The organism is Bradyrhizobium sp. Kon69 (assembly GCF_055807515.1).
The window spans coordinates 250,624-273,609 of sequence record NZ_JBVVOS010000007.1 but is presented as its reverse complement, the minus strand read 5'-3'; the positions used below and the strand labels follow the sequence as shown (position 1 = coordinate 273,609).

Sequence of the window (22,986 nt, the reverse complement as noted above, 5' to 3'; positions counted from 1 at the left end):
GCTGTTTGTAAGTCCGCCCCATGGCAACACCTCCAGATGGAAGTGTTGCACTTCGTTTGTGAACTCAGGGGACCCATACCGCGGAATCTATCTATCGCAGGCGGTGGACGTACCGGACCACCAATCTTCGCCAAACGCCTCGCTGGGGTAATGGGTCCTGGCTTTCGCCAGGACGACCCTGGAGGGGGCATTGCGTTCATCACATCCGTGAATGATAGCGAGCCCTACACCCCCGCCATCATCACGTATTTGATCTCGACATATTCTTCCATGCCGTGATGCGAGCCTTCGCGGCCGAGGCCACTCTCCTTGACGCCGCCGAAGGGCGCGACTTCGGTGGTGATCAGGCCGGTGTTGACGCCGACCATGCCGGATTCCAGCGCTTCGGCGACACGCCAGACGCGGCCGAGATCGCGGGAGTAGAAGTACGACGCCAATCCGAACGGGGAGGCGTTGCACATCGCGATCACGTCGGCCTCGTCCTTGAAGCGGATCACCGGCGCGAGCGGGCCGAAGGTTTCCTCCTGCGCCACCAGCGAATCCGGCTTGACGTCGGAGAGCACCGTCGGCTCGAAGAACGAGCGCCCGAGCTCGCTGCGCTTGCCGCCGGTGACGACCTTGGCACCCCGCTTGACGGCATCGGCGATGTGGCGCTCGACCTTGTCGACCGCCTTCAAATTGATCAGCGGGCCCTGCGTGACGCCGGTTTCCGTGCCGTCGCCGATCTTCATCGCCGCGACCTTCTTCGACAGCTTCTGCACGAACTCGTCGTAGATCTTGTCCTGGGCGTAGATGCGGTTGGCGCAGACGCAGGTCTGGCCCATGTTGCGGTATTTCGAGACGATGGCGCCTTCGACCGCCGCATCGATATCGGCGTCGTCGAACACCACGAACGGCGCGTTGCCGCCGAGCTCGAGCCCGAGCCGCTTCACGCCGACGGAGGCCTGCCGGTAGAGAATCTTGCCGACCGCGGTCGAGCCGGTGAAGCCGACGAAACGCACGGCCGGATGCTCGCACAGCACCTTGCCGATCGGCGCTGCATCGCCGGTGATGATGTTGAACACGCCCTTGGGCACGCCGGCTCTCTCCGCGAGCGCGGCAAGCGCCAGCGCCGACAGCGGCGTTTCATTGGCGGGCTTCAGCACCACGGTGCACCCGGCCGCAAGCGCCGGCGAAACCTTTCGCGTGATCATCGAGTTCGGGAAATTCCACGGCGTGATGGCGCCGCAGACACCGATCGGCTGCTTGATCGCGAGCAAGCGCGCATCCGGCCGCTGCGTCGGAATGGTCTCGCCATAAACGCGGCGGGCCTCCTCGGCGAAAAATTCGACATAGGCGCCGCCGATGTCGACCTCGCCGAGCGCTTCGGCGAGCGGCTTGCCCTGCTCGGAGGTGAGAATCAGCGCGAGGTCCTCGCGATTGGCGATGATCAGCTCGAACCATTTGCGCAAGATATTGGAGCGCTGCTTGGCAGTGTGCTTGGCCCAGGCCGGGAAGGCGCGTTCGGCGGCCTCGACCGCCTTGGTGGCGTCATCGGCCGAAAGCTGCGGAACCTTTGCGAGCTCGACGCCGGTCGCGGGATTGTTGACGGCGAAGACCGGCGAGCCGACCCAGGCGCCGTCGATGTAGCAGGCCTCCTTCAGCAGCGACGGGTCCTTCAACCGGTCGCGCAGATTGGACGTGGCGTGCTGGGCACGTGCGGCGGCGGTCGGGGTCATGGCGTTGCTCCTGCGGGGCTTTTGCGGGCTGTTCCGGTTCGGCCGGAATATAAGGAGAAGCGGCGCGCAATGCACCGTCCCGCAACGCACATCTGCTGGGAGCCAGGCTCGGAGCGGCGGACTTACGCCGCGCCGCTCAGATAGGTCTCGCGCCGCCCGATCATGCGCTCGGCGGCGGCCTTGGCGTCGGCCTTCGAGGAGGTCGCGCAGGTCCGGTATTCGAGATCGGGGACATCGGACGCATTGCGGCGGCCGAACCATGACTTTGAACCGACCGGCAACAGCGCCAGCGCCTGCGCCAGATTGTCGACCGCGCCGAACGAATAGAGCGCACCGGTGCCGGCGATACGGACCTCGTAGATCCCAGGCGCGATCGGCGCTTCCAGGTTCTCGCCCCGTCCGGGACGGGGATAGCGCTTCCATTCGCTCCAGGTCGAAATCATCTGAGGTCCCCCTCGCGGCCGGTGGGCGGCCGCCAAATTTGCATCAAGTCTTAACGTTGGCCCGCGATTGGGCCCGGTGCTGAACGCCACAACTCACAAAATGTTTCAAGTGCTCGAAAACTTTCGAAACATTTCGCCCAGGCCCATCCAAGGTCACGGCTGGTTGCGGACATCCACCGAAGATTGTGACTGCGTGTTGCGGTTCTGCCTATTGTCGTCGTGCGCGGGGAGCCGACCGTCAAGTCACGACATCGCGACCGCGGCAGGTATGTGGATGTGCTTGCCGCGCGGCGCACGTGGGAGGACAATCGATCGCTGCCAACAATAATCAAACCGGAGGAAACGCGGATGCAAGGCAAAGCTGAGATCGATCAGATTCTGCGCCAGAAGAGCGAAGCCAGGGAGATTCCCGGCGTCGTCGCCATCGCCGCCAGCGGTACTGACGTGCTGTATCAGGGCGCGTTCGGCAAACGCGACCTGTCCAAGCCGGATGCGATGACCGCCGACAGCGTGTTCTGGATCGCATCGATGACGAAGGCGGTGACATCGGCAGGCGCGATGCAGCTCGTCGAGCAAGGCAAGCTGTCGCTGGATGCGCCGATCGGCGAGGTATTGCCCGATCTCGCCAAGCCGCAGGTGCTCGAAGGTTTCGATGCCAAGGGCGAGGCCAAGCTGCGGCCGGCCAAGGGGCCGATCACGCTGCGCCAGCTCATGACCCACACGGCAGGCTTCTGCTACAACATGTGGAACGGCGATCTCGCGATCTATCTGGACAAGAAGGGCATCCCCGCCATCACCACCTGCCAGAACGCGGCGTTGAAGACGCCCATCATGACCGACCCCGGCACGCGCTGGGAATACGGCACCAATATCGATTTCGTCGGCAAGGCCGTGGAAGCCGCCAGCGGCAAGCGCCTCGATGCCTATCTGCGCGACAATCTGTTCGCACCGCTCGGCATGAGCGATACCGCTTTCAAGATCACCGCCGACATGCGCAAGCGCCTGGTCGGCATGCATGCGCGCGGCGAGGATGGCCAGCTCGCTGCGATCCCGTTCGAGCTCGAACAGGAGCCCGAATTCCACATGGGTGGCGGCGGCCTTTATTCGACCGCGGCCGATTACATCAGGTTCACCCAGATGATCCTCAACAAGGGCCGGGGCAACGGCAATCAGGTGCTGAAGGCCGAGACCATCGCGACGATGGGCCAGAACCACATCGGCGACCTCGCCATGGGCAAGATGACCACGGCGGCGCCGATGTACACCAACGACGTCGATCTCTATCCGGAGCAGGTGAAGAAGTGGGGCCTCAGCTTCATGATCAACACCGCGAAGACCGCCGAGGGGCGCAGCGCGGGCAGCCTCGCCTGGGCCGGCCTCGCCAACACCTACTACTGGATCGACCCGGCGCGCGACGTCACCGGCGTGATCCTGATGCAGCTGCTGCCATTCGCCGATGCAAAGTGTCTCGAGGCTTTTGCCGGCTTCGAGCGCGGCGTTTATGCCGGGCTCGATGCCGGCAGCGGGCAGAAAGCGGCCTAAGGCGCGCCTAGCTCTCACGACGCGTGACGGCGGGGCTTGTTGTCCCGGCCGTCCACGCACCTGACTGGAGGACACGATCTTGGCAGACAAAGCCGACAGTTACGTTTGCGGCATCTCCGACACGCCGCTGCTCGGCGACACGATCGGGCGCAGCCTCGATCAGGCCGCGCGACGCTGGAGCGATCGCGAGGCGCTGGCCTCGCCCAGCCACGGCGTGAGGTGGACATGGACGGAGTTTGCCGCGCGGGTCGATGCGCTCGCGGCCGGCTTTGTCGCGCTCGGCCTCGAACGCGGCGAACGGATCGGCATCTGGTCGCTGAACCGGCCGGAATGGACCCTGACCCAGTTTGCTGCCGCCAAGGCCGGTCTCATCCTGGTGACGATCAATCCGGCCTACCGGCTGAGCGAGCTGGAATTCGCGCTTCACAAGGTCGGATGCAGCGCCATCGTCACCGCGACGGCGTTCAAGACCAGCAACTACATGGACATGCTCAACACGCTGTTGCCGGAGCTTGCGAGCGCCAAGCCCGGGCAATTGCGCGCCGCGCGGCTGCCGGCCTTGCGCATCGTGATCCAGATCGGCGGCCCTGCCTGCCCGGGCACGATCCCAATCGAGGAGGTCGCCGTCATGGGCGGACCCCTGCATCGCGAACAGCTCGCCGCGCTCGGTGCCTCCCTGCAATTCGACGATGCCGTCAACATCCAGTTCACCAGCGGAACGACGGGATCGCCCAAGGGCGTGACGCTGACCCATCACAACATTCTCAACAACGGCTATTTCGTCGGCCGCGCGATGCGCCTGACCGAACAAGACCGCATCTGCATTCCGGTGCCGCTCTATCATTGCTTCGGCATGGTCATGGGCAACCTCGCCTCCGTCTCGCTCGGCGCGACGATGGTCTATCCCGGCGAAGGGTTTGATCCGCTGGCGACGCTGCGGACGATCGAGCAGGAAAAATGCACCGCGCTGTACGGTGTGCCGACGATGTTCATCGCCGAACTCGACCACGGCGAATTCTCAAGCTTCGATCTGACATCGCTGCGCACCGGCATCATGGCCGGTGCACCCTGCCCGATCGAAGTGATGAAGCGCGTCAATAGCGAGATGAACATGGGCGAGGTCACGATCGCCTATGGCATGACCGAGACGAGCCCGGTCAGCTTCCAGAGCGCCGTCGACGATCCGCTCGACCGCCGCGTCTCGACGGTCGGACGAATCCATCCGCATGTCGAGGTCAAAATCGTCGATCTCGACGGCAAGATCGTCAAGCGCGGCGAACGGGGCGAGCTCTGCACCCGCGGCTACAGCGTGATGCTGGGCTATTGGGAGGAGCCGGAGAAGACCGCGGATGTGCTCGACGCCAACGGCTGGATGCATACCGGTGACATCGCCATCATCGACGACCAGGGTTATTGCAACATCGTCGGCCGCATCAAGGACATGGTGATCCGCGGCGGCGAGAACCTCTATCCCCGCGAGATCGAGGAATTTCTCTATCGCCATCCCAAGATTCAGGACGTGCAGATCTTCGGCGTTGCGGATACCCGCTATGGCGAGGAGCTCTGCGCCTGGATCCGCGTCAGGTCCGGCGAGACGCTGACGATGGAAGAGGTGCGCGCCTTCTGCGACGGCCAGATCGCCCACAACAAAATTCCGCGTTACGTGGAATTCGTCGACGAGTTTCCGATGACCGTGACCGGAAAGATCCAGAAATTCCTGATGCGCGACGAGGTCGAGCAACGGCTTGGGCTGAAAGCCGCGAAGACTGCGTAGGTTGCCAACCCCATCGTCATTGCGAGCGCAGCGAAGCAATCCAGAATCTTTCCGCAGAGGCAGTCTGGATTGCTTCGTCGCTGCGCTCCTCGCAATGACGCGAGAGAGACCGCGTTACACGGTCAGGCCGCGCTGCCCCGCGAGCTCCTTCAGCGACACAAGCGGACGCGCGCCGATGTGTTGGATCACTTCGGCGGCTGCGAGCGCGCCGAGCTCGCCGCACTGCTTGTGGGACAGGTTACGCGCCAGACCATACAGGAAGCCGGCAGCGAAGAGGTCGCCGGCGCCGGTGGTGTCCACGAGTTTCGCGATCGGAGACGCCGGCGCTGCGACGGCATCAGTTGGCGTCACCACCACGCAACCTTTCTCGCTGCGGGTGACCACGCCGAGATTGACGTCGTTGCGCAACTGCTTGAGCGCGGTGTCGAAATCGGATGTCTGGTAGAGCGAATGCAGCTCGGACTCGTTGGCGAACACGATATCGACGGTGCCGTTGCGCATCAGCCCCAGGAACTCGTCGCGATAACGATCGACGCAGAAGGAATCCGACAATGTCAGCGCCACCTTGCGCTTGGCGTCATGGGCGATCTTGGCCGCCTTGACGAAGGCGTCCTTGGCGTTCTTGGGGTCCCAGAGATAGCCCTCGAGGTAGACGATGCCGGCCGCGGCGATCTCGGCCGGGTCGATGTCGGCGGGCGACAAATCCTGCGCCGCGCCGAGATAGGTGTTCATGGTGCGCTCGCCGTCATCGGTCACCAGGATGTAGGAGCATCCGGTGGCAGGGCCGTCCTTCGCCGCGGGCGTATTGAAGGCGACGCCGGCCGCGCGGATGTCGTGGACGTAGAGCTTGCCGATCTGGTCGTCCTTGACCTTGCCGACATAGGCGGCGCGGGCCCCGAGACTGCCGATGCCGACGATGGTGTTGGCAGCCGAACCGCCGGAAACTTCCGTCGCCGGGCCCATGTCCTTGTAGATGGCGGCGGCCCGCGCCTCGTCGATCAGGGACATGCTGCCCTTGGTCATGCCGTGCTTGCCCAGAAAGGCTTCGTCGGTCTTGACCAACACGTCGAACAGCGCGTTGCCGATGCCGAGAACGTCATATTTCACGTCAGCCATTCACCTTGATCCTGTTTGGCGGATTGCGATACCCGCGGAAATCCGCTTCCTGTCGGTCTGAAATCTGGCTCGCGGCCTATCACGGCCGGCCCTTCGCGGGCAAGCAACGGTATTATGCAGTTCCGATGATCCGCTCCTTCCTGACCGTCTCGACGGGGACACTGGCTTCACGGCTGCTGGGCTTTGCACGCGATTCCCTGATCGCGGCACTGCTCGGCACCGGCGCCGTGGCGGACGCGTTTCTGGCGGCGTTTCAGCTCGTCAATGTGGTGCGGCGCCTGCTCAGCGAGGGCGCCCTGAATGCGGCGTTGATCCCGGCCTGGCTGCGCGTTCGTGACCGCGAAGGCGAGGCGGCTGCGGCGACGTTCGCGGGAGGCGTGCTCGGCACCGTCAGCGCGTGCCTGATCGCAATCTCGGTCGTGATTGCACTTTTGATGCCGCTGATCGTCATGATCATCGCGCCGGGCTTCATCGGCAGCGCATCGCTCGATCTCGCCGTCCAGAATGCGCGACTGATGCTGCCTTATCTCGCCTTCGCTGGGCCCGTCACGGTGCTGATGGGGCTGCTCAACGCGCAGGGGCGGTTTGCGCTCACCGCCTTCTCGCCGCTGCTGTTCAACATCGCCCTGATCGCCGCGATCGCGGCACTCCTGCTGGGGCACGCCGATGCAACCTTCGCCGCGTGGATGCTGGCGGCCACCGTCGGCATCGTCGGCCTGTTGCAGCTCCTGATGCTGCTGTCACAGCGAAGTGCGCGTCTGGCGACGCCGCTGCGCGTGAGCTTCGACAAGGACATGCGCGGCTTCTTCGCCAAGGCGATCCCAGGCATGATCGCGAGCTCCGGCCCGCAATGGCTGATGGTGGCCGGTGCGATCATCGCCTCCGCCACGCCCGCCGCGGTCTCCTGGCTCTATTTCGCCAACCGTCTGATCGAGCTGCCGCTTGGCATTGTCGGCGTCGCCATGGGTACCGTGCTGGTGCCGGAGCTGACGCGCGCGGTGAGGAGCGGCGATCGTGATGCGGTTGTGCATGCGGAATCGCGCGCGCTGGAACTCGCCACCGGGCTGGCATTGCCGGCGACGCTCGGCCTGATCGTGCTGGCGGAGCCGATCGTGCGGCTGCTGTTCGAACACGGCGCCTTTGGCGCGGAGGACAGCGCGGCCACGGCGCGCGCCCTGATGTGGCTGGCGCTGGGACTGCCGGCTCATGTGCTGATCAAGGCGCTGTCCCCGGCCTATTTTGCCCGCGGCGACACGATGACGCCGCTGCTGGCGACTGCCAAAGGGTTCGTGGCCGCTGTCGCGCTCGCGATCCTGCTCGGTCACTTCTTCGGCGCGAGCGGGATCGCCGCCAGCATTGCCGCCGGCGCCTGGAGCAGTGCGATCTCGCTGCTGCGGAAAGGCAACAGTGAATTCGGCTTCTCGGTCGCTGCCGCCGCCCGCAAGCGGCTGCCGCGGATCGTGCTCGCCGCGCTCGCCATGGGCGCCCTGCTCTGGCTGACCGCGGGCCTCTTGCCTTCAGAGGCCCATGGGTTCATCCGCTTGATTGCGCTGGGCTCACAGATCGCCGCCGGAATCGTCGTCTATGGCTTGCTCCTGCAGATATTCCGCGTCGCGTCCTGGCGCGAGGCGGCCGGTGCCTTGAAGCGCCCCGCCCAGCCCGATCCCGGCGCCTGAGTTTAGCGAAATTCCCTTGACGGGGCAGCGTCGCTGTTGGAAACGACGCCCCGTATCTTGCAGGGAAGCTGCCATGGCATTCGTTGAACGGGTTTTTTCGGGCGTCCAGCCGACGGGCAATCTGCACCTCGGCAACTATCTCGGCGCGATCGTCAACTTCGTGAAAATGCAGGAAACCCACAACTGCATCTATTGCGTCGTCGACATGCACGCGATCACGCAGGGCGTGGACGTCTGGGGTGGACCGGTCGAGCTCGCGCGCAACACCCGCGAGGTCACCGCGGCGTTCATCGCCAGCGGCATCGACCCGAGCAAGCACATCGTGTTCAACCAGAGCCAGGTCTCGGGCCACGCCGAGCTCGCCTGGATCTTCAACTGCGTCGCGCGCATGGGCTGGCTCGGCCGCATGACCCAGTTCAAGGAGAAGGCCGGCAAGGACCGCGAGAACGCATCCGTCGGGCTGTTCGACTATCCCGTGCTGATGGCGGCCGACATTCTGCTTTACCGCGCCACCCACGTGCCGGTCGGCGAGGACCAGAAGCAGCATCTCGAACTCTCGCGCGACATTGCGCAGAAGTTCAACAATGACTTTGGCGACTCGATCCGCAACCTCGGCGCCAATGACGGCCTGTTCTTCCCGTTGCCGGAACCCTTGATCACGGGCCCGGCGACGCGCGTCATGAGCTTGCGCGACGGCACCAAGAAGATGTCGAAGTCGGACGCGTCGGACAATTCGCGCATCAATCTGACCGACGACGCCGACACCATCGCGCAGAAGGTGCGTAAGGCCAAGACCGACCCGGAGCCGCTGCCGACCGAGGAGAAGGGTCTGGAAGCGCGCCCCGAGGCCGACAATCTCGTCGGTATCTTCGCCGCGCTCTCCGGTCGCTCCAAAGCCGACGTGCTCAGGGATTTCGGCGGCGGCCAGTTCTCCAGCTTCAAGAACGCGCTGGTGGATTTGTGCGTCACCAAACTCGCGCCGATCGCCGGCGAGATGAAGCGCCTCGTCGCCGACCCCGGTCATATCGACGCGATCCTGAACGACGGCGCCGACCGGGCGCGTGCGATCGCCGACGAGACCATGAAGCTCTCGAAGGACATCGTCGGCTTCATTCGCCGGCGGTAGAGCGCGCTCGCGAAACGCGGCCGACGCCACGGCGCCGGCCGCTTCTGCTCTCCCCAAGCACGACGGAGTGTGGCAGCATGTCAGCCGTGCACATTCCGGGACATGCATGACCAGCAAGCGACTTTGCTTCGAGCCGGGTCACAAGCCCAAATGCCTCGTCATCGTCGACGACACCGCCGAATGGGATCGCGCGGTCTATTACGCCAGCCGCTGGGCGATCCGGGCCGGCGGCGGCGTGGTGATGCTCCGCATCATCGAGCCCGAGCAGCAGAGCCAGGAATGGCTGGGGGTCGCCGACATCATGCGCGCCGAGGCGCAGGAGGCGGCAGAAGCCGCGCTCGACCGTGCCGCCGGCCGCGCCAACGGCATCGCCGCGATCACGCCGGAACGGGTGATCCGCGAAGGCGCCGCAATGGAACAGCTGCTGGCGGTGATCGACGAGGACCCCGACATCGCCATGCTGGTGCTCGCCGCGAATCCGGGCGCGGAAGGCCCGGGGCCATTGGTCTCGCTGCTCGCGCACGCGTTGGGCACGTTCCCGGTGCCGGTGACGGTCATTTCCGGCGCGCTGAGCGACCAGAGCGTGGATTCGCTGTCGTAAACTCAGGCGCTCGTCATGCCCGGGCTCCCGGCCATGACGCCGCGGGAGTTTGGCACCCCTACACTAACCCGCTGATATAACAGGTGAACGGCCAACTTACCCCTTGACCGTGCGTTCGCCGTCGCCATCTGCTAGTGGATAGAGCACGCGCCGGCCTTGAACCGGCGACGTCTGGAGAAAACCATGTTCATTCAAACCGAAGCCACTCCCAATCCCGCCACGCTGAAGTTCATTCCCGGCCGCGTCGTGGTCGACGGCGGACCGATGGAATTTGCCAACCGCGAATCGGCCGCACGCTCGCCGCTCGCCGAAAAGCTGTTCGAGGTCCCCGGTGTCACCGGCGTGTTCTACGGATCGGACTTCATCACCGTGACCAAGGCGAACGGTGAATGGCAGCAGCTCAAGCCCGCGATCCTCGGCGCCATCATGGAGCACTACATGTCCGGCGCGCCGCTGCTCGCCGACGGTGCGGCCGCGAGCGATGTCGATCTCGACGACGAGGACGAATTCTTCGACGAGGCCGACGCCGAGACGGTCGACATGATCAAGGATCTGATCGAGACCCGCGTGCGCCCGGCGGTCGCCAATGACGGCGGCGACATCACCTTCCGCGGCTTCAAGGACGGTATCGTCTATCTCAACATGAAGGGCTCCTGCGCCGGCTGCCCGTCGTCGACCGCGACGCTCCAGCACGGCATCCAGAACCTGCTCAAGCACTTCGTCCCCGACGTGGTCGAAGTCCGGCCGATGTAGGCTGGGGCGCAAAGTCGTGGATGGCCGGGTCAAGCCCGGCCATGACGAGCGGGATGATGCTATGATCGTTCCATGCTGATCCTCGCCATCGATACCGCGCTGGAAGCGTGCGCGGTTGCCGTTCTCGACACCGATTCCGGCCAGCTCCTCGCGCAGGAGCAGCTTCTGATGAAGCGCGGCCACGCCGAAGCGTTGATGCCGATGATCGCGCGCGTGATGCACTCAGCCAATCTTGCCTTCACCGCGCTCGACCGCATCGCGGTCACCATGGGCCCCGGAAGTTTCACCGGCCTGCGCGTCGGCATTTCGGCGGCCCGAGGCCTCGCGCTTGCTGCGAAGCGGCCCGCCGTCGGTCTGACCACCTTGTCGGCCTATGCCGCCGGCGTCGTCGGCCAGAGCGGAGCGGCGCCGGTGATCTCGGCGATCGACGCGCGGCACGACCACGTCTATTTCCAGATCGTGGCCGGTGACGGCAGTCAGCTGGTGCGGCCGGGCGTCGCTCCCATCGACGAGGCAATCGCGGCTTCGCAATTCGGCGCGCCGCATCTGGTCGGCAATGCCGCAAACATCCTCGCCGAGCGCTGGCCTAAAGATATGCCGCAGCCGGTCGCGGTGGACGCGCAGCCCGCGCCCGACATCGGCTGGGTCGCATGGCTTGGCGCCGCGGCCGATCCCGCGACAAATCCGGCGCGGCCGTTCTACCTGCGAGCGCCCGACGCAAAGCCGTCCGCACAACTGCCGCTTGCAGCACAAGCCGCAAGCTCATGATGAGATGGTTGTCGGAATGGTGGCGCGGCGGCACGGCCGTCGTCGAGCCGGCTGTCGCGCGCGACGTCGCACGGCTCGCGCAGCTCCACGGCGACTCCTTCGCGCGCGGTTGGGGCGAAGGCGAGTTCGAGAGCATGCTCAGTGAGCGCAACACGCTGGTGCACCGGTTGCGCCTCGGCCGCAAGACCGTGGGCTTTGCGGTGTCCCGGATCGGCGCGGACGAAGCGGAGATCCTCTCGATCGCCGTCGACCACGCCCATCGCGGCCGCGGCCTCTCTCGCACGCTGCTGATGACCCATCTCGGCCACCTGGCAGGACGCGGCGTGCGCACAATATTTCTCGAGGTCGAGGAAAATAACCAGCCGGCGCGGCGGCTCTACGACCGGACCGGATTCATGGTGGTCGGACGCCGCGAACGCTACTATAAGCAGCCGAACGGGGAACAATTGAACGCACTTCTGATGCGACGTGACTTGTCGTAACATTGATGGCAGAAAGCGCCCCGTCAGGCGGACATCACATGACTGGTCTTAAACCTTCCCCCGCTTCCAAGGCGTCCGGCATCGAGGCGCGCTGTGCCGCCACCGGCATGCGCATGACCGAGCAGCGCCGTGTCATCGCCCGCGTGCTCGCGGAGGCGGTCGACCATCCCGATGTCGAGGAACTGTACCGCCGCTGTGTCGCCGTCGACGACAAGATCTCGATCTCGACCGTGTATCGGACCGTCAAACTGTTCGAGGATGCAGGCATCATCGAACGCCATGATTTCCGCGAAGGCCGCGCGCGCTACGAGCAGATGCGCGACAGCCATCACGACCACCTCATCAACCTGCGCGACGGCAAGGTGATCGAGTTCACCTCCGAGGAGATCGAGAAGCTCCAGGCGGAGATCGCCCGCAAGCTCGGTTACAAGTTGGTCGATCATCGGCTCGAGCTCTATTGCGTCCCGCTCGACGACGACAAACCCACAAGTTAAGTGGCCATCGATCTCGTCATCTTCGATTGCGACGGCGTGCTCGTGGACAGCGAGGTGATCTCCTGTCGCGCGCATGCTGATGTGCTGTCCAGGCACGGCTATCCGATCACATCGGAGCAGGTGCTGGTCCGCTTCCTGGGTGTATCCGAGAAAGACGCACGGCGAATGGTCGAACAGGAGATCGGCCGCAATCTTCCCGATGATCTCGAAAGCCAGGTGAATGCGGCGACGCTGCAATTTTATGCCAGCGATTTGCAGCCGATCACCCATGTGGCCGCAGCGATTGGCGCAATCGATTTGCCCAAATGCGTTGCGTCGAGCGGCACGCCACAGAAGATCCACCACGGCCTGACCTGCGCCGGTCTCTACGATCTGCTCGCTCCGAACATCTTTTCCGCGAGCCAGGTCGCGCGCGGCAAGCCCGCGCCCGATCTTTTTCTGTTCGCCGCCGCGCAGATGAAAGTCGCGCCGGAGCGGTGCCTCGTGATCGAGGACAGCGTCCCCGGGGTGACCGGCGCGCATGCCGCCGGGATGACCGTGCTGGGCTTTCACGGTGGCAGCCATTGCCCGCCAGGCCACGCTGAAAGACTACGGGCCGCCGGGGCCGGATTGACGTTCGACGATATGCGGCAATTGCCGGAGCTGGTCCGGCGGGTCGCGGCGGACACTGTGGCGGGCTGAATCCCTCCTCTCGGCGTCATTCCGGGGCGATGCGTCAGCATCGAACCCGAAATTTCGTGCCAAAACCTCTGGATTCCGGGTTCGCGACTGCGTCGCGCCCGGGAATGACGACCGAAAAGACCCCCAATCGCTGGATTTTCGCCTTCCCAGCCTATATCTGAGGGCAGTCCTCCCACCTCATTTCCGGGTTCCATGACGCCGCCGCGCAAGCTGCACATCAAATCTTATGGCTGCCAGATGAACGTCTACGATGCCCAGCGCATGGTGGACACGCTGGCCCCGGAAGGATTCGTGGAGACGGCCAGCGCTGATGACGCCGACCTCGTCATCCTCAATACCTGCCATATCCGAGAGAAGGCCTCGGAAAAGGTCTATTCGGAGCTCGGCCGCCTGCGCGTCGCCAAGGACGCCGCCGCGCGCGACGGGCGTACGATGCAGATCGCGGTCGCGGGCTGCGTGGCACAGGCCGAGGGCGAGGAGATCGTGCGCCGTGCACCCGCGGTCGATGTCGTCGTCGGTCCGCAGAGCTATCATCATTTGCCGCAGCTGTTGAAGCGCGCCGGCAATGAGGGCCGCGCCATCGAGACCGAATTCCCGGCTCAGGACAAGTTCGGCTTCCTCGCCCCGCCCAAGCCCGGCGCAATCCGCGCCCGCGGCATTTCCGCTTTCGTCACGGTGCAGGAAGGCTGCGACAAGTTCTGCACCTTCTGCGTCGTGCCTTACACGCGTGGCTCGGAAGTCTCGCGGCCGGTGGCAAAGATCGTCGACGACGTGAAGCGGCTCACCGAGAGTGGCGTCCGCGAGCTCACGCTGATCGGACAGAACGTCAACGCCTATCACGGCGAGGGACCGGACGGAAAAAGCTGGCCGCTCGGCAGGCTGCTGGAGCACCTCGCGGCGCTCCCGGGCGTCGCGCGGCTACGTTATTCGACCAGCCATCCGCGCGATGTCGATGACAGTCTGATTGCAGCCCATCGCGATCTCGATGCCTTGATGCCGTTCGTGCACCTGCCGGTGCAGTCGGGCTCGGACCGGATTCTGGCCGCCATGAACCGGAAACATACCGCCGATGATTATCTTGATGTCATCGACCGTTTCCGGTCCGCACGCCAAGACATTGCTTTCTCATCAGATTTTATCGTCGGCTTCCCGGGCGAGAGCGAGCAAGATTTTCTCGCGACCCTCGCGCTTGTCACGCAAATCGGCTACGCTGCAGCATATTCGTTCAAATACTCCGCCCGGCCGGGAACGCCGGCCGCGGATATGCAGGAGACGGTGTCCCCCTCCGAGATGGACCAGCGATTGGAGCGGCTCCAGGAACTGATCGACAGCCAGCAATCGGCCTTCAACAAGGCTGCGATTGGCTCAACGGTCGATGTGCTGTTCGAGCGTCCGGCCCGCAAGGACGGCCAGATCGTCGGCCGCACCGCATTCCTCCAGCCCGCGCATGTGATGGCCTCGCCCGACATCATCGGACAAATCCTGCCGGTCCGGATCGACAGCCTTGAACGCTACAGCTTCCTCGGTGAGCTCGCCATGGCGCACGAGCCCGCTTTATCGCCCATCGCCACTGGAGCCTGAACCCTTGCCCAAAAGCGCATCGGATTCGTCTTCTTCCATCGCTCCCAGCCGCAAATTTGACCGCGACATGCAGGTTCCGCCCGAGACCCAGGTCGTCATCGATTTCGATGACAACCGCGCCGCGTCCGCGCTGGTTGGCCCTTATGGCCAGCATCTGGCACAGATCGAACGGCGGCTCGGCGTCGTCGTCGATTCCAAGGGCAACCACATCACGATCGGCGGCTCGCGCGACGGCTGCGATGCCGCGCGCCGCGTGCTGGAGACGCTCTACGCCCAGGCCGTGAAGGGACAGGATCTCGACCAGGGCGAGGTCGAGGGCGCGATCCGTGCCGTGATCGCGCAGGGCTCGCTGTTCGAGTTCGACGCCAAGTCGGCCAAATCCACCTTCGACAGCATCAATTTGCGCAAGCGCCCGGTGCGTGCGCGCACGGCGGCGCAGGATTCCTACATCCGCGCGCTGAAGCGCCACGAGCTGGTGTTCGGCATCGGCCCCGCCGGCACCGGCAAGACCTGGCTCGCGGTCGCGCATGCCGCGCAGCTGTTCGAGCGCAAGGAAGTCGACAAGATCATCCTGTCGCGCCCGGCGGTGGAAGCCGGCGAGCGGCTCGGCTTTTTGCCCGGCGATCTCCGCGAGAAGGTCGATCCTTATCTTCGCCCGATCTACGACGCGCTCTATGACCTGATGGACGCGCGCATTGTCGAGCGCGCGCTGCAGACCGGCGAGATCGAGATCGCGCCACTCGCCTTCATGCGCGGTCGCACGCTGACCAATGCGGCCATCATCCTGGACGAGGCGCAGAACACCACGTCGATGCAGATGAAGATGTTTTTGACCCGCCTTGGCGAAAACAGCCGCATGATCGTCACCGGCGATCCCTCGCAGATCGACTTGCCGAACGGCCAGACCTCGGGCCTCGCCGAGGCGACGCGCCTGCTGAGCGGCGTCGAAGGCATTGCGCAAGTTCATTTCAAGGCCGAAGACGTGATCCGCCACGAACTCGTGGCGCGGATCGTCTCCGCCTACGAAGGGGCGCCGCAGCGGCCGGCCGCCGGTAAATCCTGACGAGGCAGCAACCGGACCATACGGGCGCGGACACAGCGCCCCTTCGTTCGGAACAAGGACAATGTCACACCCCAACCTTCCCATCACCGAGGTCCTCGTCGTCGCCGATTGCTGGCAGCGGGAGCCCGAATCCGAAGCCGTGATCCAGCGCGCCGTGGCGGCCGCCGCCGAGAATGTCGACGAAGACGTTGCGGAGGCGGAAGTGGCGGTGATGCTGACCGATGATGCCGGCATCCGCACCCTGAACAGCAACTGGCGCGGCATCGACAAGCCGACCAACGTACTGTCGTTTCCCGCGCTGCAGCCGGATGGCGACTGGAAACCGGGCGATGCGCCGCGCATGCTCGGCGACATCGCGATCGCCTACGAGACCATGCGGCGTGAGGCGGACGAGGAACAAAAGCCGTTCGATCATCATTTGAGCCATCTCGCCGTGCACGGTTTCCTGCATCTGGTCGGCTACGACCACGAAAACGAAGACGACGCCGAGGAAATGGAAGCGCTCGAACGAGAGATCCTGGCTCATCTCGGCATTCCCGACCCCTATGCCGACCGCCCAGGGACGCATTGAGATGCCGGATTCCGACCCGATTCAGGACAATCCGCGCAACACGGCCAATTTACCGGTCGTGGTGACCTCAGGCGAGGTGATGCGCCCGACCGCGGAAGGCTGGCTGCTGCGTGCCATTCGCAGCCTGTTCGGCTGGAAGGCGGGTTCGGTACGCGACGACCTCCAGGTTGTGCTCGACGCCACGACGCCCGACGACACCGGCTTCTCGACGGTCGAGCGCACCATGCTGCGCAACATCCTCGGCCTGCACGAGCGTCGAATCGCCGATGTCATGGTGCATCGCGCCGACATCGTCGCGGTGAAGCGCGACATCCCGCTGGGCGAGTTGATGGACCGCTTCGAGAGCGCCGGCCATTCGCGCCTGGTGGTCTACAACGAGACGCTCGACGATCCCGTCGGCATCGTCCATATCCGCGATCTGCTCGCCTTCATGACCGCGCGTGCGCGCGTGTCGGGGGTCACGAAAACCAAGCGCAAGAAACCGCTGCCGGCCGGGCTCGATCTGCGTACGGTCGATCTCGCGCTGCCGCTCGAAGAAGCGCGCATCATCCGCAAGCTGCTCTACGTGCCGCCGTCGATGCGGGCGATCGACCTGCTCGCGCAGATGCAGGCCACCCGCATCCATCTTGCGCTGGTGGTCGACGAATATGGCGGCAGCGACGGCCTGGTCTCGCTCGAGGACATCGTCGAGCAGATCGTCGGCGAGATCGACGACGAGCATGACAGCGACGAGCCGCCTTCGATCGTGCGGCTGCCCGACAACGCCTTCATCGCCGACGCCCGCGCCAGCCTCGACGACGTCCGCACCGTGATCGGCGAGGACTTCGTCACCGGCGAGGCCGGCGAGGAAGTGGAGACGCTGGGCGGCTATCTCGTCAGCTTCGTCGGGCGCCTGCCGGTGCGCGGCGAGGTGATCTCGGGCCCCGGCCATTACGAGATCGAGGTGCTCGATGCCGATCCGCGCCGGGTCAAGCGGCTGCGGATCTCGACGCGAAAGGAGCGTCCCGCGCCGCGCACCCAGCGCGAAAGCCGGCGCCGCGAGGCTGCGCCGGATGGCAGCCAGCCGTCGGCCAGCGACACGCCTACCCCGCCGCCAAGCGACGGGACCGGTCCGCAGTGAGCCCGTTCCAGCGATTTCGCCAGATCGCGCTTGCCATCATCCTGACCTGGGGATGGAAGCGCGCGCTCGTCGCGATGGCTGCCGGTGCGCTCTCGGTGCTGGCACTGGCGCCGTTCAACGCCTTCCCGGTGCTTTTCATCACCTTCCCGGTGCTGGTCTGGCTGATCGACGGCGCCGGCGCCGGCCGATATCGCGGCGTCCCCGCCGCGGCGCTGACCGGCTATTGGTTCGGCCTCGGCTATTTCGTGCCCGGCCTCTACTGGATCGGCTACGCCTTCTTCGTCGATGCCGATGTGTTCGCCTGGCTGACGCCGTTCGCCGTGCTGGGCCTGCCGGCCTATCTGTCCATCTTCACGGCAATGGGCTTTGCGCTCGCCCGCCTGCTCTGGACCAAGAACGCCACGCGCGTGCTTGCGCTCGCGGCAAGTCTCACCATCACCGAATGGCTGCGCGGTCATGCGCTGACCGGCTTTCCCTGGAACGCGTTCGGTTATGCGCTGTCCGAGCCGCTGCCGCTGGCACAAACGGCGTCGCTGATCGGCCTCTGGGGCATGACGTTCCTGACGGTTGCGATCTTCGCAAGCCCCGCGGCGCTGATCGACCGCACGCCCGATCGCCGCCTGGCGTGGCGCGCACCGGCCGCGGCCCTGGCGCTCCTGTTGGTCATGAGTATCTTCGGCGCGATCCGCCTGTCGCTGCATCCGACCACGATGGTCGCGGGCACCAAATTGCGCCTTATGCAGCCGGATCTCCAGCAGGACGCGAAATTCAACTACGCCGCCAAGGCGGAGGTGATGAAGAAATATCTGGCCTTGTCGGACCGCGCCTCCGGGCCGCAATCGACCGGCGTGCGCGATGCCACCATCCTGATCTGGCCGGAATCCGCCTTTCCGTTCTTCCTCACTCGCGAAGCCGATGCGATGGCGCAAATCGCGGAGCTTCTGCCCAAGGGCACGGTGCTGATCACGGGCTCGGTCCGCGCGCCCGACCTGCCGCGGGGCACGCCGATCACACGCGCCTATAATTCGATCTACGTGATCGACCACGACGGCAGCGTGCTCTCCATGTACGACAAGCTGCATTTGGTGCCGTTCGGCGAGTTTCTTCCCTACCAGGGTCTGATGGAGAAGCTCGGTTTCGAGCAACTCACGCGTGTGCGCGGTGGCTTCATTGCCGGCACCGTGCGCCATGCGCTGGCGGTCCCCGGCGCGCCGTCCGCGCTGCCGCTGATCTGCTACGAGGCAATCTTCCCCGGCGAGGTGGCTGGACCCAATGAGCGTCCGGGCTGGATCGTGAATCTCACCAATGACGGCTGGTTCGGAATCTCGACCGGCCCCTACCAACACCTCGAACAGGCGCGGATGCGCGCGATCGAGCTCGGATTACCGCTGGTTCGCTCCGCCAATACCGGCGTTTCCGCGGTAATCGATCCGGTGGGACGCATCGTCGCCAGTCTCGGTCTCGGGATCGAAGGCGTTTTGGATGCAAATCTGCCCGCCGCGATCCCGCCGACCATCTATGCGCGCGTGGGCGATGTACCCGCGGCCATGCTTGTCGCGCTCGCCGTGTTTTGGGCGGTCCGCCGACGTGTTGCCAAACGGCATCCCTGATCACGCAGCCGCGGCCGATAACTTTTGACAACCGTAGTCCCACGGTTGACAGACTGCACGCGGCCTCCTCATTCTGCACCGGCTGCAAAAGACAGTGGGCATTGCTAAATTTCTCCGCAATGTTTTCCAATAACAGGGTCTGATTTTGACGTTGCTTACACCTGAGGCATTCCTGATTGCGCCGAAGGTGATGTTTGGAGGGCTGAGGAAATGTCGAAAGCGCCCAACCCTGTTGACAAATATGTCGGCAGTCGCGTGCGGATGCGCCGCATCATGTTGGGCATGAGCCAGGAAAAGCTCGGTGAAGCTTTGGGCCTGACCTTCCAACAAGTTCAGAAATACGAGAAGGGCACAAACCGGGTCGGCGCGAGCCGCATCCAGCAAATTGCCGAAATTCTCCAGGTGCCGGTGTCCTTCCTGTTCGAGGGCGGTCCGAGCGGCGTGGCGGGGCCGGACGGCTTCGCAGAAGGCGCATCGCCGTCTTACGTCTCGGATTTTCTCGCGACGTCCGAAGGACTGGCCTTGACCAAGGCGTTCACCCGAATCACCGATTCGAAGATGCGCCGCTCGATCGTCGATCTCGTCGAGCAGATCGCGGCTCGCGAAGGCCCCGACAAGCGCTGACGCGGCATCTCAATCCGATTTGAGACTGCGTCAAATCTGGCCTATGTCGTCATTTGCGGCCGCGCTTTGATGCGCGTCTTCCTCGATGATGCGATTCAAAGGCACAGATGCACTCATGGTCAGCTCCAATTGGTTCGATTCCCAAACTATTCTCGATGGCATCCGCCGCTGGGTAGAGGTCGAGACGCCAACGGACGCACCTGAACAGGTCAACAAGCTGGTCTCAATAGTCGCGGAGCAATACCGCGATCTCCCTGTTACGCTCGAGCGCATCGCCGGCGTCGATGGCTGCGGCGATCATCTCGTGGCGCGCTCGACCTGGGGCCAGGACCGGCCCGGCATCCTGGTGCTGAGCCACCTCGATACCGTTCACCCCATGGGATTCATCGAGCGCCTGCCGTTCAAGGTCGAAGGCGACAGCGCGTTCGGTCCCGGCATTTACGACATGAAGGGCGGCGCCTACATCGCCCACCACGCCTTTCGCGCGCTTTGCGCCACGGCCGATCGCTCGCCGCTCGGCATCACCCACCTATTCACCTCGGACGAGGAGATCGGAAGCCCCACCTCTCGCGCACTCATCGAGACCGAAGGGCGCAAGGCGAAATACGTCCTGGTGACGGAGCCGGCCCGCGATGGCGGCAAGATCGTCACCGGCCGCAAGGGCGTCGGGCGATTCGAAGTGTTCATCAAGGGCGTGCCCGCGCATGCCGGGACGCGGCCCCAGGATGGCCGCAGCGCGATCCGCGAGCTCGCCAACGTCATCCTGGCGCTGGAAGCGATGAACGATCTGGCGCGCGGCGTCACCGTCAATGTCGGCGTGGTGCGCGGCGGCACGCGGCCCAACGTGACGCCGGAAGAAGCCTATGCCGAAATCGATCTGCGCGTGCCGAGCTTCAAGGACGCGGATGAATTCGTCGGCAAGATCCTCGCCCTGGCATCGAGGACGGATGGCGTCACCGTCAAGGTCACGGGCGGACTCAATCGTCCGCCTTACGAGAAGAGCAATGCAGGCGCCTCGCTGTACGAACATGCAAAGACGGTTGCCGCAGAGATCGGCTTCGAGCTGGTCGACGTTCACACCGGCGGCGGCTCGGATGGTAATTTCACCGCGGCCCACACCGCGACGCTCGACGGGCTCGGCGTCGACGGCAAGGGCGCGCACACTCATTATGAGCAGCTCTATGTCTCGTCGCTCGAACCGCGCGCGCGGCTGCTCCATCGCCTGTACCAGACGCTACGATGAGTGAGCGCAAATCAGATCCCGATCGCGAGGACAGCGAGCGCGCCTTCTTCGGGCGCCGCAAGGGCCACAAGCTCAGGCAGCACCAGGCCGAGCTGATCGATCATCTGCTGCCGCGTCTTGCGCTCGCCATCGACCGCGAAGCACCGGCGGATGCCCGCGAGATCTTCGTCCCCGCAGTCGACGATTTGCGGCTTGAGATCGGCTTCGGCGGCGGCGAGCATCTTGCGGCGGAAGCGCAAAACTTCGCCACAACCGGCTTCATCGGCTGCGAGCCTTACGTCAACGGCATGGCGAAGATCCTCGCGCAGATCGAGGCCGCCGAGATCGGCAACATCCGCCTGTTCGCAGGTGATGCCGCCGAGCTCCTGGCCTGGCTGCCGAAGGCTTCGCTGTCGCGCATCGACCTGATCCATCCCGACCCCTGGCCGAAACGGCGGCACTGGAAGCGGCGCTTCGTCCAGGACCGGACCATCGCCGCGATGGCGCGCGTGTTGAAAGCCGGCGGCGAATTTCGTTTCGTCTGCGACATCGACGATTACTGCGCCTGGACGCTGTCGCATCTGTCGCGCTCGCAGGACTTTGTCTGGCTCGCGGAGCGCGCCGATGATTTTCGCCTGCCGTGGGACGGATACACGATGACGCGCTATGGCCGAAAGGCCACGCGCGAAGGCCGCAAGGCGGCGTATCTGCGATTCAGGCGGGTTTAGATCGTCTGCCGGTTGCGCCAGAAATTCACGACGCGCTCGGCGGTCGTCGGCATCAGCCGCGTGAAATTGGCGCGCGCCTGCTCAAGATCGGCATCGGCCGGCGTGCGATTCGGGCCGTACCACATCAGGATCAGTGCACGCACCGTCGGCCAGCTGACATTCAGCACACGCGCCAGAACCAGAATTGGATCGTAGCGGTCACCCGTGATCAGGCGGTCGAGGACCGAGAGGCGGACGCCGGACATCGCCGAGAGCGACGCGATCGCCTCCTCGTATTTGTGGGCCTTCGCGAAGCCAAACAGCGCGCTCTCGCCAAGATGACCCCCGCGATGCAAGGCCAGAATCGTACGTTGCGCTCCCGAAAAATCGCGACGCGGTCCGGGCGGCAGCGTGGCTTCCTCGATGGCCGCCATGGCGCGCTTGATCTCGACCTGGCGCACGGGATTGACCACGCTCGAGAGGCGACGGCGGATGACGTCAAGCGTACCGTCGAGAAGCTGTTTCAGGTTCTCGCCCGAAAGATCGCTGCGCTGGCCGATCCTGAGCGTCAGCACGCCGTCCTGCGCGGCACGCTTGATCAGCTCCGAATAGCTGCCAGGCGAGAACACCGCGCCGGAATTGCCCGCGGCGCGGCGCACCACGTCGCGATCGCCGCGCTCGATCAGCACGTCGGTGATGACAGCCGACAGCGTGGGTCGCTCGCTCATCGCGAGCAGATGGCCCTGGCCCTTCAGTCGCGCAATTTCGACGAGAGCGGCGTCGTCGAGCACGGGCGAATGGCGCAGCACGGGGCCCGCCACCGCGATTTCGTTTTCGCGCGCGAGCTGACTCACGAGATGCCGGGGCGCGTTGTTCAGGCGCGAGAAGCGTTCGGCGAGATCGACGCGCGAGGCGAGCTCGGCATGCGGGACGAGATCGATCAGCAGGTTGTCGAAGAGATCGATGGCATCGGGACGGAGGTTCTCGGCGTCCTGAAAGAACAATTGGGAGATGGCGTGCGCGATCTCGCCGCGACGCCGCGGGTCGCCGCGTTTGACGATATCGTCCAGTCCAGGAATGAGCGACGTGGCAACGGTCATGAAAACGCAAACTCGTACGGGGCACGCCGCGGGTGCGCCCTTAGTCCAAGCCGCCCCACAATCAGGAATTTAGGCCTCGGAGGTGAAGGAAGCGTTGCGCGGGGCCGCAGGCCGGGCGCAAAAAGCCCAGCCGGCCCTGCATGGGCCTTGTCCGGGAAGACGGAAAGGGCTATATCAGCGCCAATTCATCTTCTCATACGATCCGCGTAGTGAG

The 22,986-nt window shown here is 64.7% G+C and carries 22 protein-coding genes; 18 read left to right on the top strand and 4 right to left on the bottom strand.

Translation table 11 applies throughout. The features are described from left to right. Window positions 1-224: 224 nt before the first annotated feature. Window positions 225-1,718 (bottom strand): NAD-dependent succinate-semialdehyde dehydrogenase, encoded by a 1,494-nt coding sequence (locus AC0L3U_RS12550; protein ID WP_473361950.1) that lies wholly within the window; start codon window positions 1,716-1,718, stop codon window positions 225-227. Window positions 1,719-1,840: 122 nt separating this feature from the next. Further along, window positions 1,841-2,161 (bottom strand): hypothetical protein, encoded by a 321-nt coding sequence (locus tag AC0L3U_RS12545; protein WP_007603877.1) that lies wholly within the window; start codon window positions 2,159-2,161, stop codon window positions 1,841-1,843. Between the two features lie 348 nt (window positions 2,162-2,509). On the opposite strand from AC0L3U_RS12545, the gene AC0L3U_RS12540 reads away from it, so the two are divergent. Together AC0L3U_RS12540 and AC0L3U_RS12535 are read left to right on the top strand one after the other, a co-directional pair. Next, window positions 2,510-3,703 carry a serine hydrolase domain-containing protein gene (locus AC0L3U_RS12540; RefSeq protein ID WP_473361949.1) on the top strand — a complete coding sequence of 398 codons (1,194 nt, stop codon included), beginning with the start codon at window positions 2,510-2,512 and terminating at the stop codon, window positions 3,701-3,703. A gap of 79 nt (window positions 3,704-3,782) precedes the next feature. Further along, window positions 3,783-5,477, top strand: a complete 1,695-nt coding sequence (locus AC0L3U_RS12535; RefSeq protein WP_473361948.1) for an AMP-binding protein — start codon at window positions 3,783-3,785, stop codon at window positions 5,475-5,477. Window positions 5,478-5,591: 114 nt separating this feature from the next. Here AC0L3U_RS12535 and AC0L3U_RS12530 read toward each other — a convergent pair whose 3' ends face one another. Next, a complete protein-coding gene (locus AC0L3U_RS12530) occupies window positions 5,592-6,593 on the bottom strand; it encodes an adenosine kinase (protein WP_219678907.1) in 1,002 nt (333 codons plus the stop codon). Window positions 6,594-6,718: 125 nt separating this feature from the next. Here AC0L3U_RS12530 and murJ point away from each other — a divergent pair, with 125 nt between their 5' ends. The 16 genes from murJ (at window position 6,719) to AC0L3U_RS12450 (ending at window position 21,693) form a co-directional block, all read left to right on the top strand. Then, entirely contained in the window at window positions 6,719-8,269 is a 1,551-nt protein-coding gene (gene murJ, locus AC0L3U_RS12525; protein WP_473361947.1) for a murein biosynthesis integral membrane protein MurJ, read from the top strand. A gap of 73 nt (window positions 8,270-8,342) precedes the next feature. Beyond that, entirely contained in the window at window positions 8,343-9,395 is a 1,053-nt protein-coding gene (gene trpS / locus AC0L3U_RS12520; RefSeq protein WP_247464515.1) for a tryptophan--tRNA ligase, read from the top strand. 106 nt (window positions 9,396-9,501) lie between these two features. Beyond that, a complete protein-coding gene (locus AC0L3U_RS12515; RefSeq protein ID WP_007598307.1) occupies window positions 9,502-9,996 on the top strand; it encodes a universal stress protein in 495 nt (164 codons plus the stop codon). 183 nt (window positions 9,997-10,179) lie between these two features. Next, the gene (locus AC0L3U_RS12510) at window positions 10,180-10,749 is read left to right on the top strand and encodes a NifU family protein (RefSeq protein ID WP_354170455.1); all 570 of its coding nucleotides are present in this window, start codon (window positions 10,180-10,182) and stop codon (window positions 10,747-10,749) included. Between the two features lie 72 nt (window positions 10,750-10,821). Further along, window positions 10,822-11,517, top strand: a complete 696-nt coding sequence (tsaB, locus tag AC0L3U_RS12505; RefSeq protein WP_473361946.1) for a tRNA (adenosine(37)-N6)-threonylcarbamoyltransferase complex dimerization subunit type 1 TsaB — start codon at window positions 10,822-10,824, stop codon at window positions 11,515-11,517. Further along, on the top strand, window positions 11,514-11,999 hold the full coding sequence (rimI, locus tag AC0L3U_RS12500) for a ribosomal protein S18-alanine N-acetyltransferase (protein ID WP_473361945.1): 486 nt from the start codon (window positions 11,514-11,516) through the stop codon (window positions 11,997-11,999). The genes tsaB and rimI overlap by 4 nt, the downstream gene beginning before the upstream one ends. Before the next feature lie 38 nt (window positions 12,000-12,037). Continuing rightward, window positions 12,038-12,493, top strand: coding sequence for a Fur family transcriptional regulator (locus tag AC0L3U_RS12495; RefSeq protein WP_007598312.1), 456 nt, complete (start codon window positions 12,038-12,040; stop codon window positions 12,491-12,493). Beyond that, window positions 12,494-13,174: an HAD family hydrolase gene (locus tag AC0L3U_RS12490; protein WP_473361944.1), complete on the top strand. Its 681-nt coding sequence runs from the start codon at window positions 12,494-12,496 to the stop codon at window positions 13,172-13,174. A 192-nt stretch (window positions 13,175-13,366) separates the two neighbouring features. Beyond that, window positions 13,367-14,755 (top strand): tRNA (N6-isopentenyl adenosine(37)-C2)-methylthiotransferase MiaB, encoded by a 1,389-nt coding sequence (gene miaB / locus AC0L3U_RS12485; protein WP_473361943.1) that lies wholly within the window; start codon window positions 13,367-13,369, stop codon window positions 14,753-14,755. Window positions 14,756-14,759: 4 nt separating this feature from the next. After that, window positions 14,760-15,818: a PhoH family protein gene (locus tag AC0L3U_RS12480; protein WP_219678884.1), complete on the top strand. Its 1,059-nt coding sequence runs from the start codon at window positions 14,760-14,762 to the stop codon at window positions 15,816-15,818. Window positions 15,819-15,879: 61 nt separating this feature from the next. Continuing rightward, window positions 15,880-16,389: an rRNA maturation RNase YbeY gene (gene ybeY, locus AC0L3U_RS12475; RefSeq protein ID WP_473345842.1), complete on the top strand. Its 510-nt coding sequence runs from the start codon at window positions 15,880-15,882 to the stop codon at window positions 16,387-16,389. Window position 16,390: 1 nt separating this feature from the next. Beyond that, window positions 16,391-17,509, top strand: a complete 1,119-nt coding sequence (locus AC0L3U_RS12470; RefSeq protein WP_473345843.1) for a hemolysin family protein — start codon at window positions 16,391-16,393, stop codon at window positions 17,507-17,509. After that, window positions 17,506-19,119, top strand: a complete 1,614-nt coding sequence (gene lnt / locus AC0L3U_RS12465; RefSeq protein WP_473361942.1) for an apolipoprotein N-acyltransferase — start codon at window positions 17,506-17,508, stop codon at window positions 19,117-19,119. Before AC0L3U_RS12470 ends, lnt begins: the two co-directional genes overlap by 4 nt. Before the next feature lie 210 nt (window positions 19,120-19,329). Continuing rightward, window positions 19,330-19,743 carry a helix-turn-helix domain-containing protein gene (locus tag AC0L3U_RS12460; RefSeq protein ID WP_007598327.1) on the top strand — a complete coding sequence of 138 codons (414 nt, stop codon included), beginning with the start codon at window positions 19,330-19,332 and terminating at the stop codon, window positions 19,741-19,743. Window positions 19,744-19,828: 85 nt separating this feature from the next. After that, window positions 19,829-20,986 carry a M20 family metallopeptidase gene (locus tag AC0L3U_RS12455; RefSeq protein WP_473361941.1) on the top strand — a complete coding sequence of 386 codons (1,158 nt, stop codon included), beginning with the start codon at window positions 19,829-19,831 and terminating at the stop codon, window positions 20,984-20,986. Further along, window positions 20,983-21,693, top strand: a complete 711-nt coding sequence (locus AC0L3U_RS12450) for a tRNA (guanine(46)-N(7))-methyltransferase TrmB (RefSeq protein ID WP_473361940.1) — start codon at window positions 20,983-20,985, stop codon at window positions 21,691-21,693. Before AC0L3U_RS12455 ends, AC0L3U_RS12450 begins: the two co-directional genes overlap by 4 nt. On the opposite strand, the gene AC0L3U_RS12445 is transcribed toward AC0L3U_RS12450, so the two are convergent. Then, entirely contained in the window at window positions 21,690-22,772 is a 1,083-nt protein-coding gene (locus AC0L3U_RS12445) for a DUF2336 domain-containing protein (protein WP_473361939.1), read from the bottom strand. The two genes, AC0L3U_RS12450 and AC0L3U_RS12445, sit on opposite strands and share 4 nt — an antisense overlap. Between the last annotated feature and the right edge of the window lie 214 nt (window positions 22,773-22,986).

Coding starts and splice junctions, on each gene's coding strand:
- AC0L3U_RS12530 (WP_219678907.1), bottom strand. CDS start 6,593: ATGGCTGACGTGAAATATGACGTTCTCGGCATCGGCAACGCGCTGTTC.
- murJ (WP_473361947.1), top strand. CDS start 6,719: ATGATCCGCTCCTTCCTGACCGTCTCGACGGGGACACTGGCTTCACGG.
- tsaB (WP_473361946.1), top strand. CDS start 10,822: ATGCTGATCCTCGCCATCGATACCGCGCTGGAAGCGTGCGCGGTTGCC.
- AC0L3U_RS12515 (WP_007598307.1), top strand. CDS start 9,502: ATGACCAGCAAGCGACTTTGCTTCGAGCCGGGTCACAAGCCCAAATGC.
- AC0L3U_RS12495 (WP_007598312.1), top strand. CDS start 12,038: ATGACTGGTCTTAAACCTTCCCCCGCTTCCAAGGCGTCCGGCATCGAG.
- AC0L3U_RS12455 (WP_473361941.1), top strand. CDS start 19,829: ATGATGCGATTCAAAGGCACAGATGCACTCATGGTCAGCTCCAATTGG.
- trpS (WP_247464515.1), top strand. CDS start 8,343: ATGGCATTCGTTGAACGGGTTTTTTCGGGCGTCCAGCCGACGGGCAAT.
- AC0L3U_RS12540 (WP_473361949.1), top strand. CDS start 2,510: ATGCAAGGCAAAGCTGAGATCGATCAGATTCTGCGCCAGAAGAGCGAA.
- AC0L3U_RS12545 (WP_007603877.1), bottom strand. CDS start 2,161: ATGATTTCGACCTGGAGCGAATGGAAGCGCTATCCCCGTCCCGGACGG.
- AC0L3U_RS12460 (WP_007598327.1), top strand. CDS start 19,330: ATGTCGAAAGCGCCCAACCCTGTTGACAAATATGTCGGCAGTCGCGTG.
- miaB (WP_473361943.1), top strand. CDS start 13,367: ATGACGCCGCCGCGCAAGCTGCACATCAAATCTTATGGCTGCCAGATG.
- AC0L3U_RS12450 (WP_473361940.1), top strand. CDS start 20,983: ATGAGTGAGCGCAAATCAGATCCCGATCGCGAGGACAGCGAGCGCGCC.
- rimI (WP_473361945.1), top strand. CDS start 11,514: ATGATGAGATGGTTGTCGGAATGGTGGCGCGGCGGCACGGCCGTCGTC.
- AC0L3U_RS12445 (WP_473361939.1), bottom strand. CDS start 22,772: ATGACCGTTGCCACGTCGCTCATTCCTGGACTGGACGATATCGTCAAA.
- AC0L3U_RS12550 (WP_473361950.1), bottom strand. CDS start 1,718: ATGACCCCGACCGCCGCCGCACGTGCCCAGCACGCCACGTCCAATCTG.
- AC0L3U_RS12470 (WP_473345843.1), top strand. CDS start 16,391: ATGCCGGATTCCGACCCGATTCAGGACAATCCGCGCAACACGGCCAAT.
- ybeY (WP_473345842.1), top strand. CDS start 15,880: ATGTCACACCCCAACCTTCCCATCACCGAGGTCCTCGTCGTCGCCGAT.
- AC0L3U_RS12510 (WP_354170455.1), top strand. CDS start 10,180: ATGTTCATTCAAACCGAAGCCACTCCCAATCCCGCCACGCTGAAGTTC.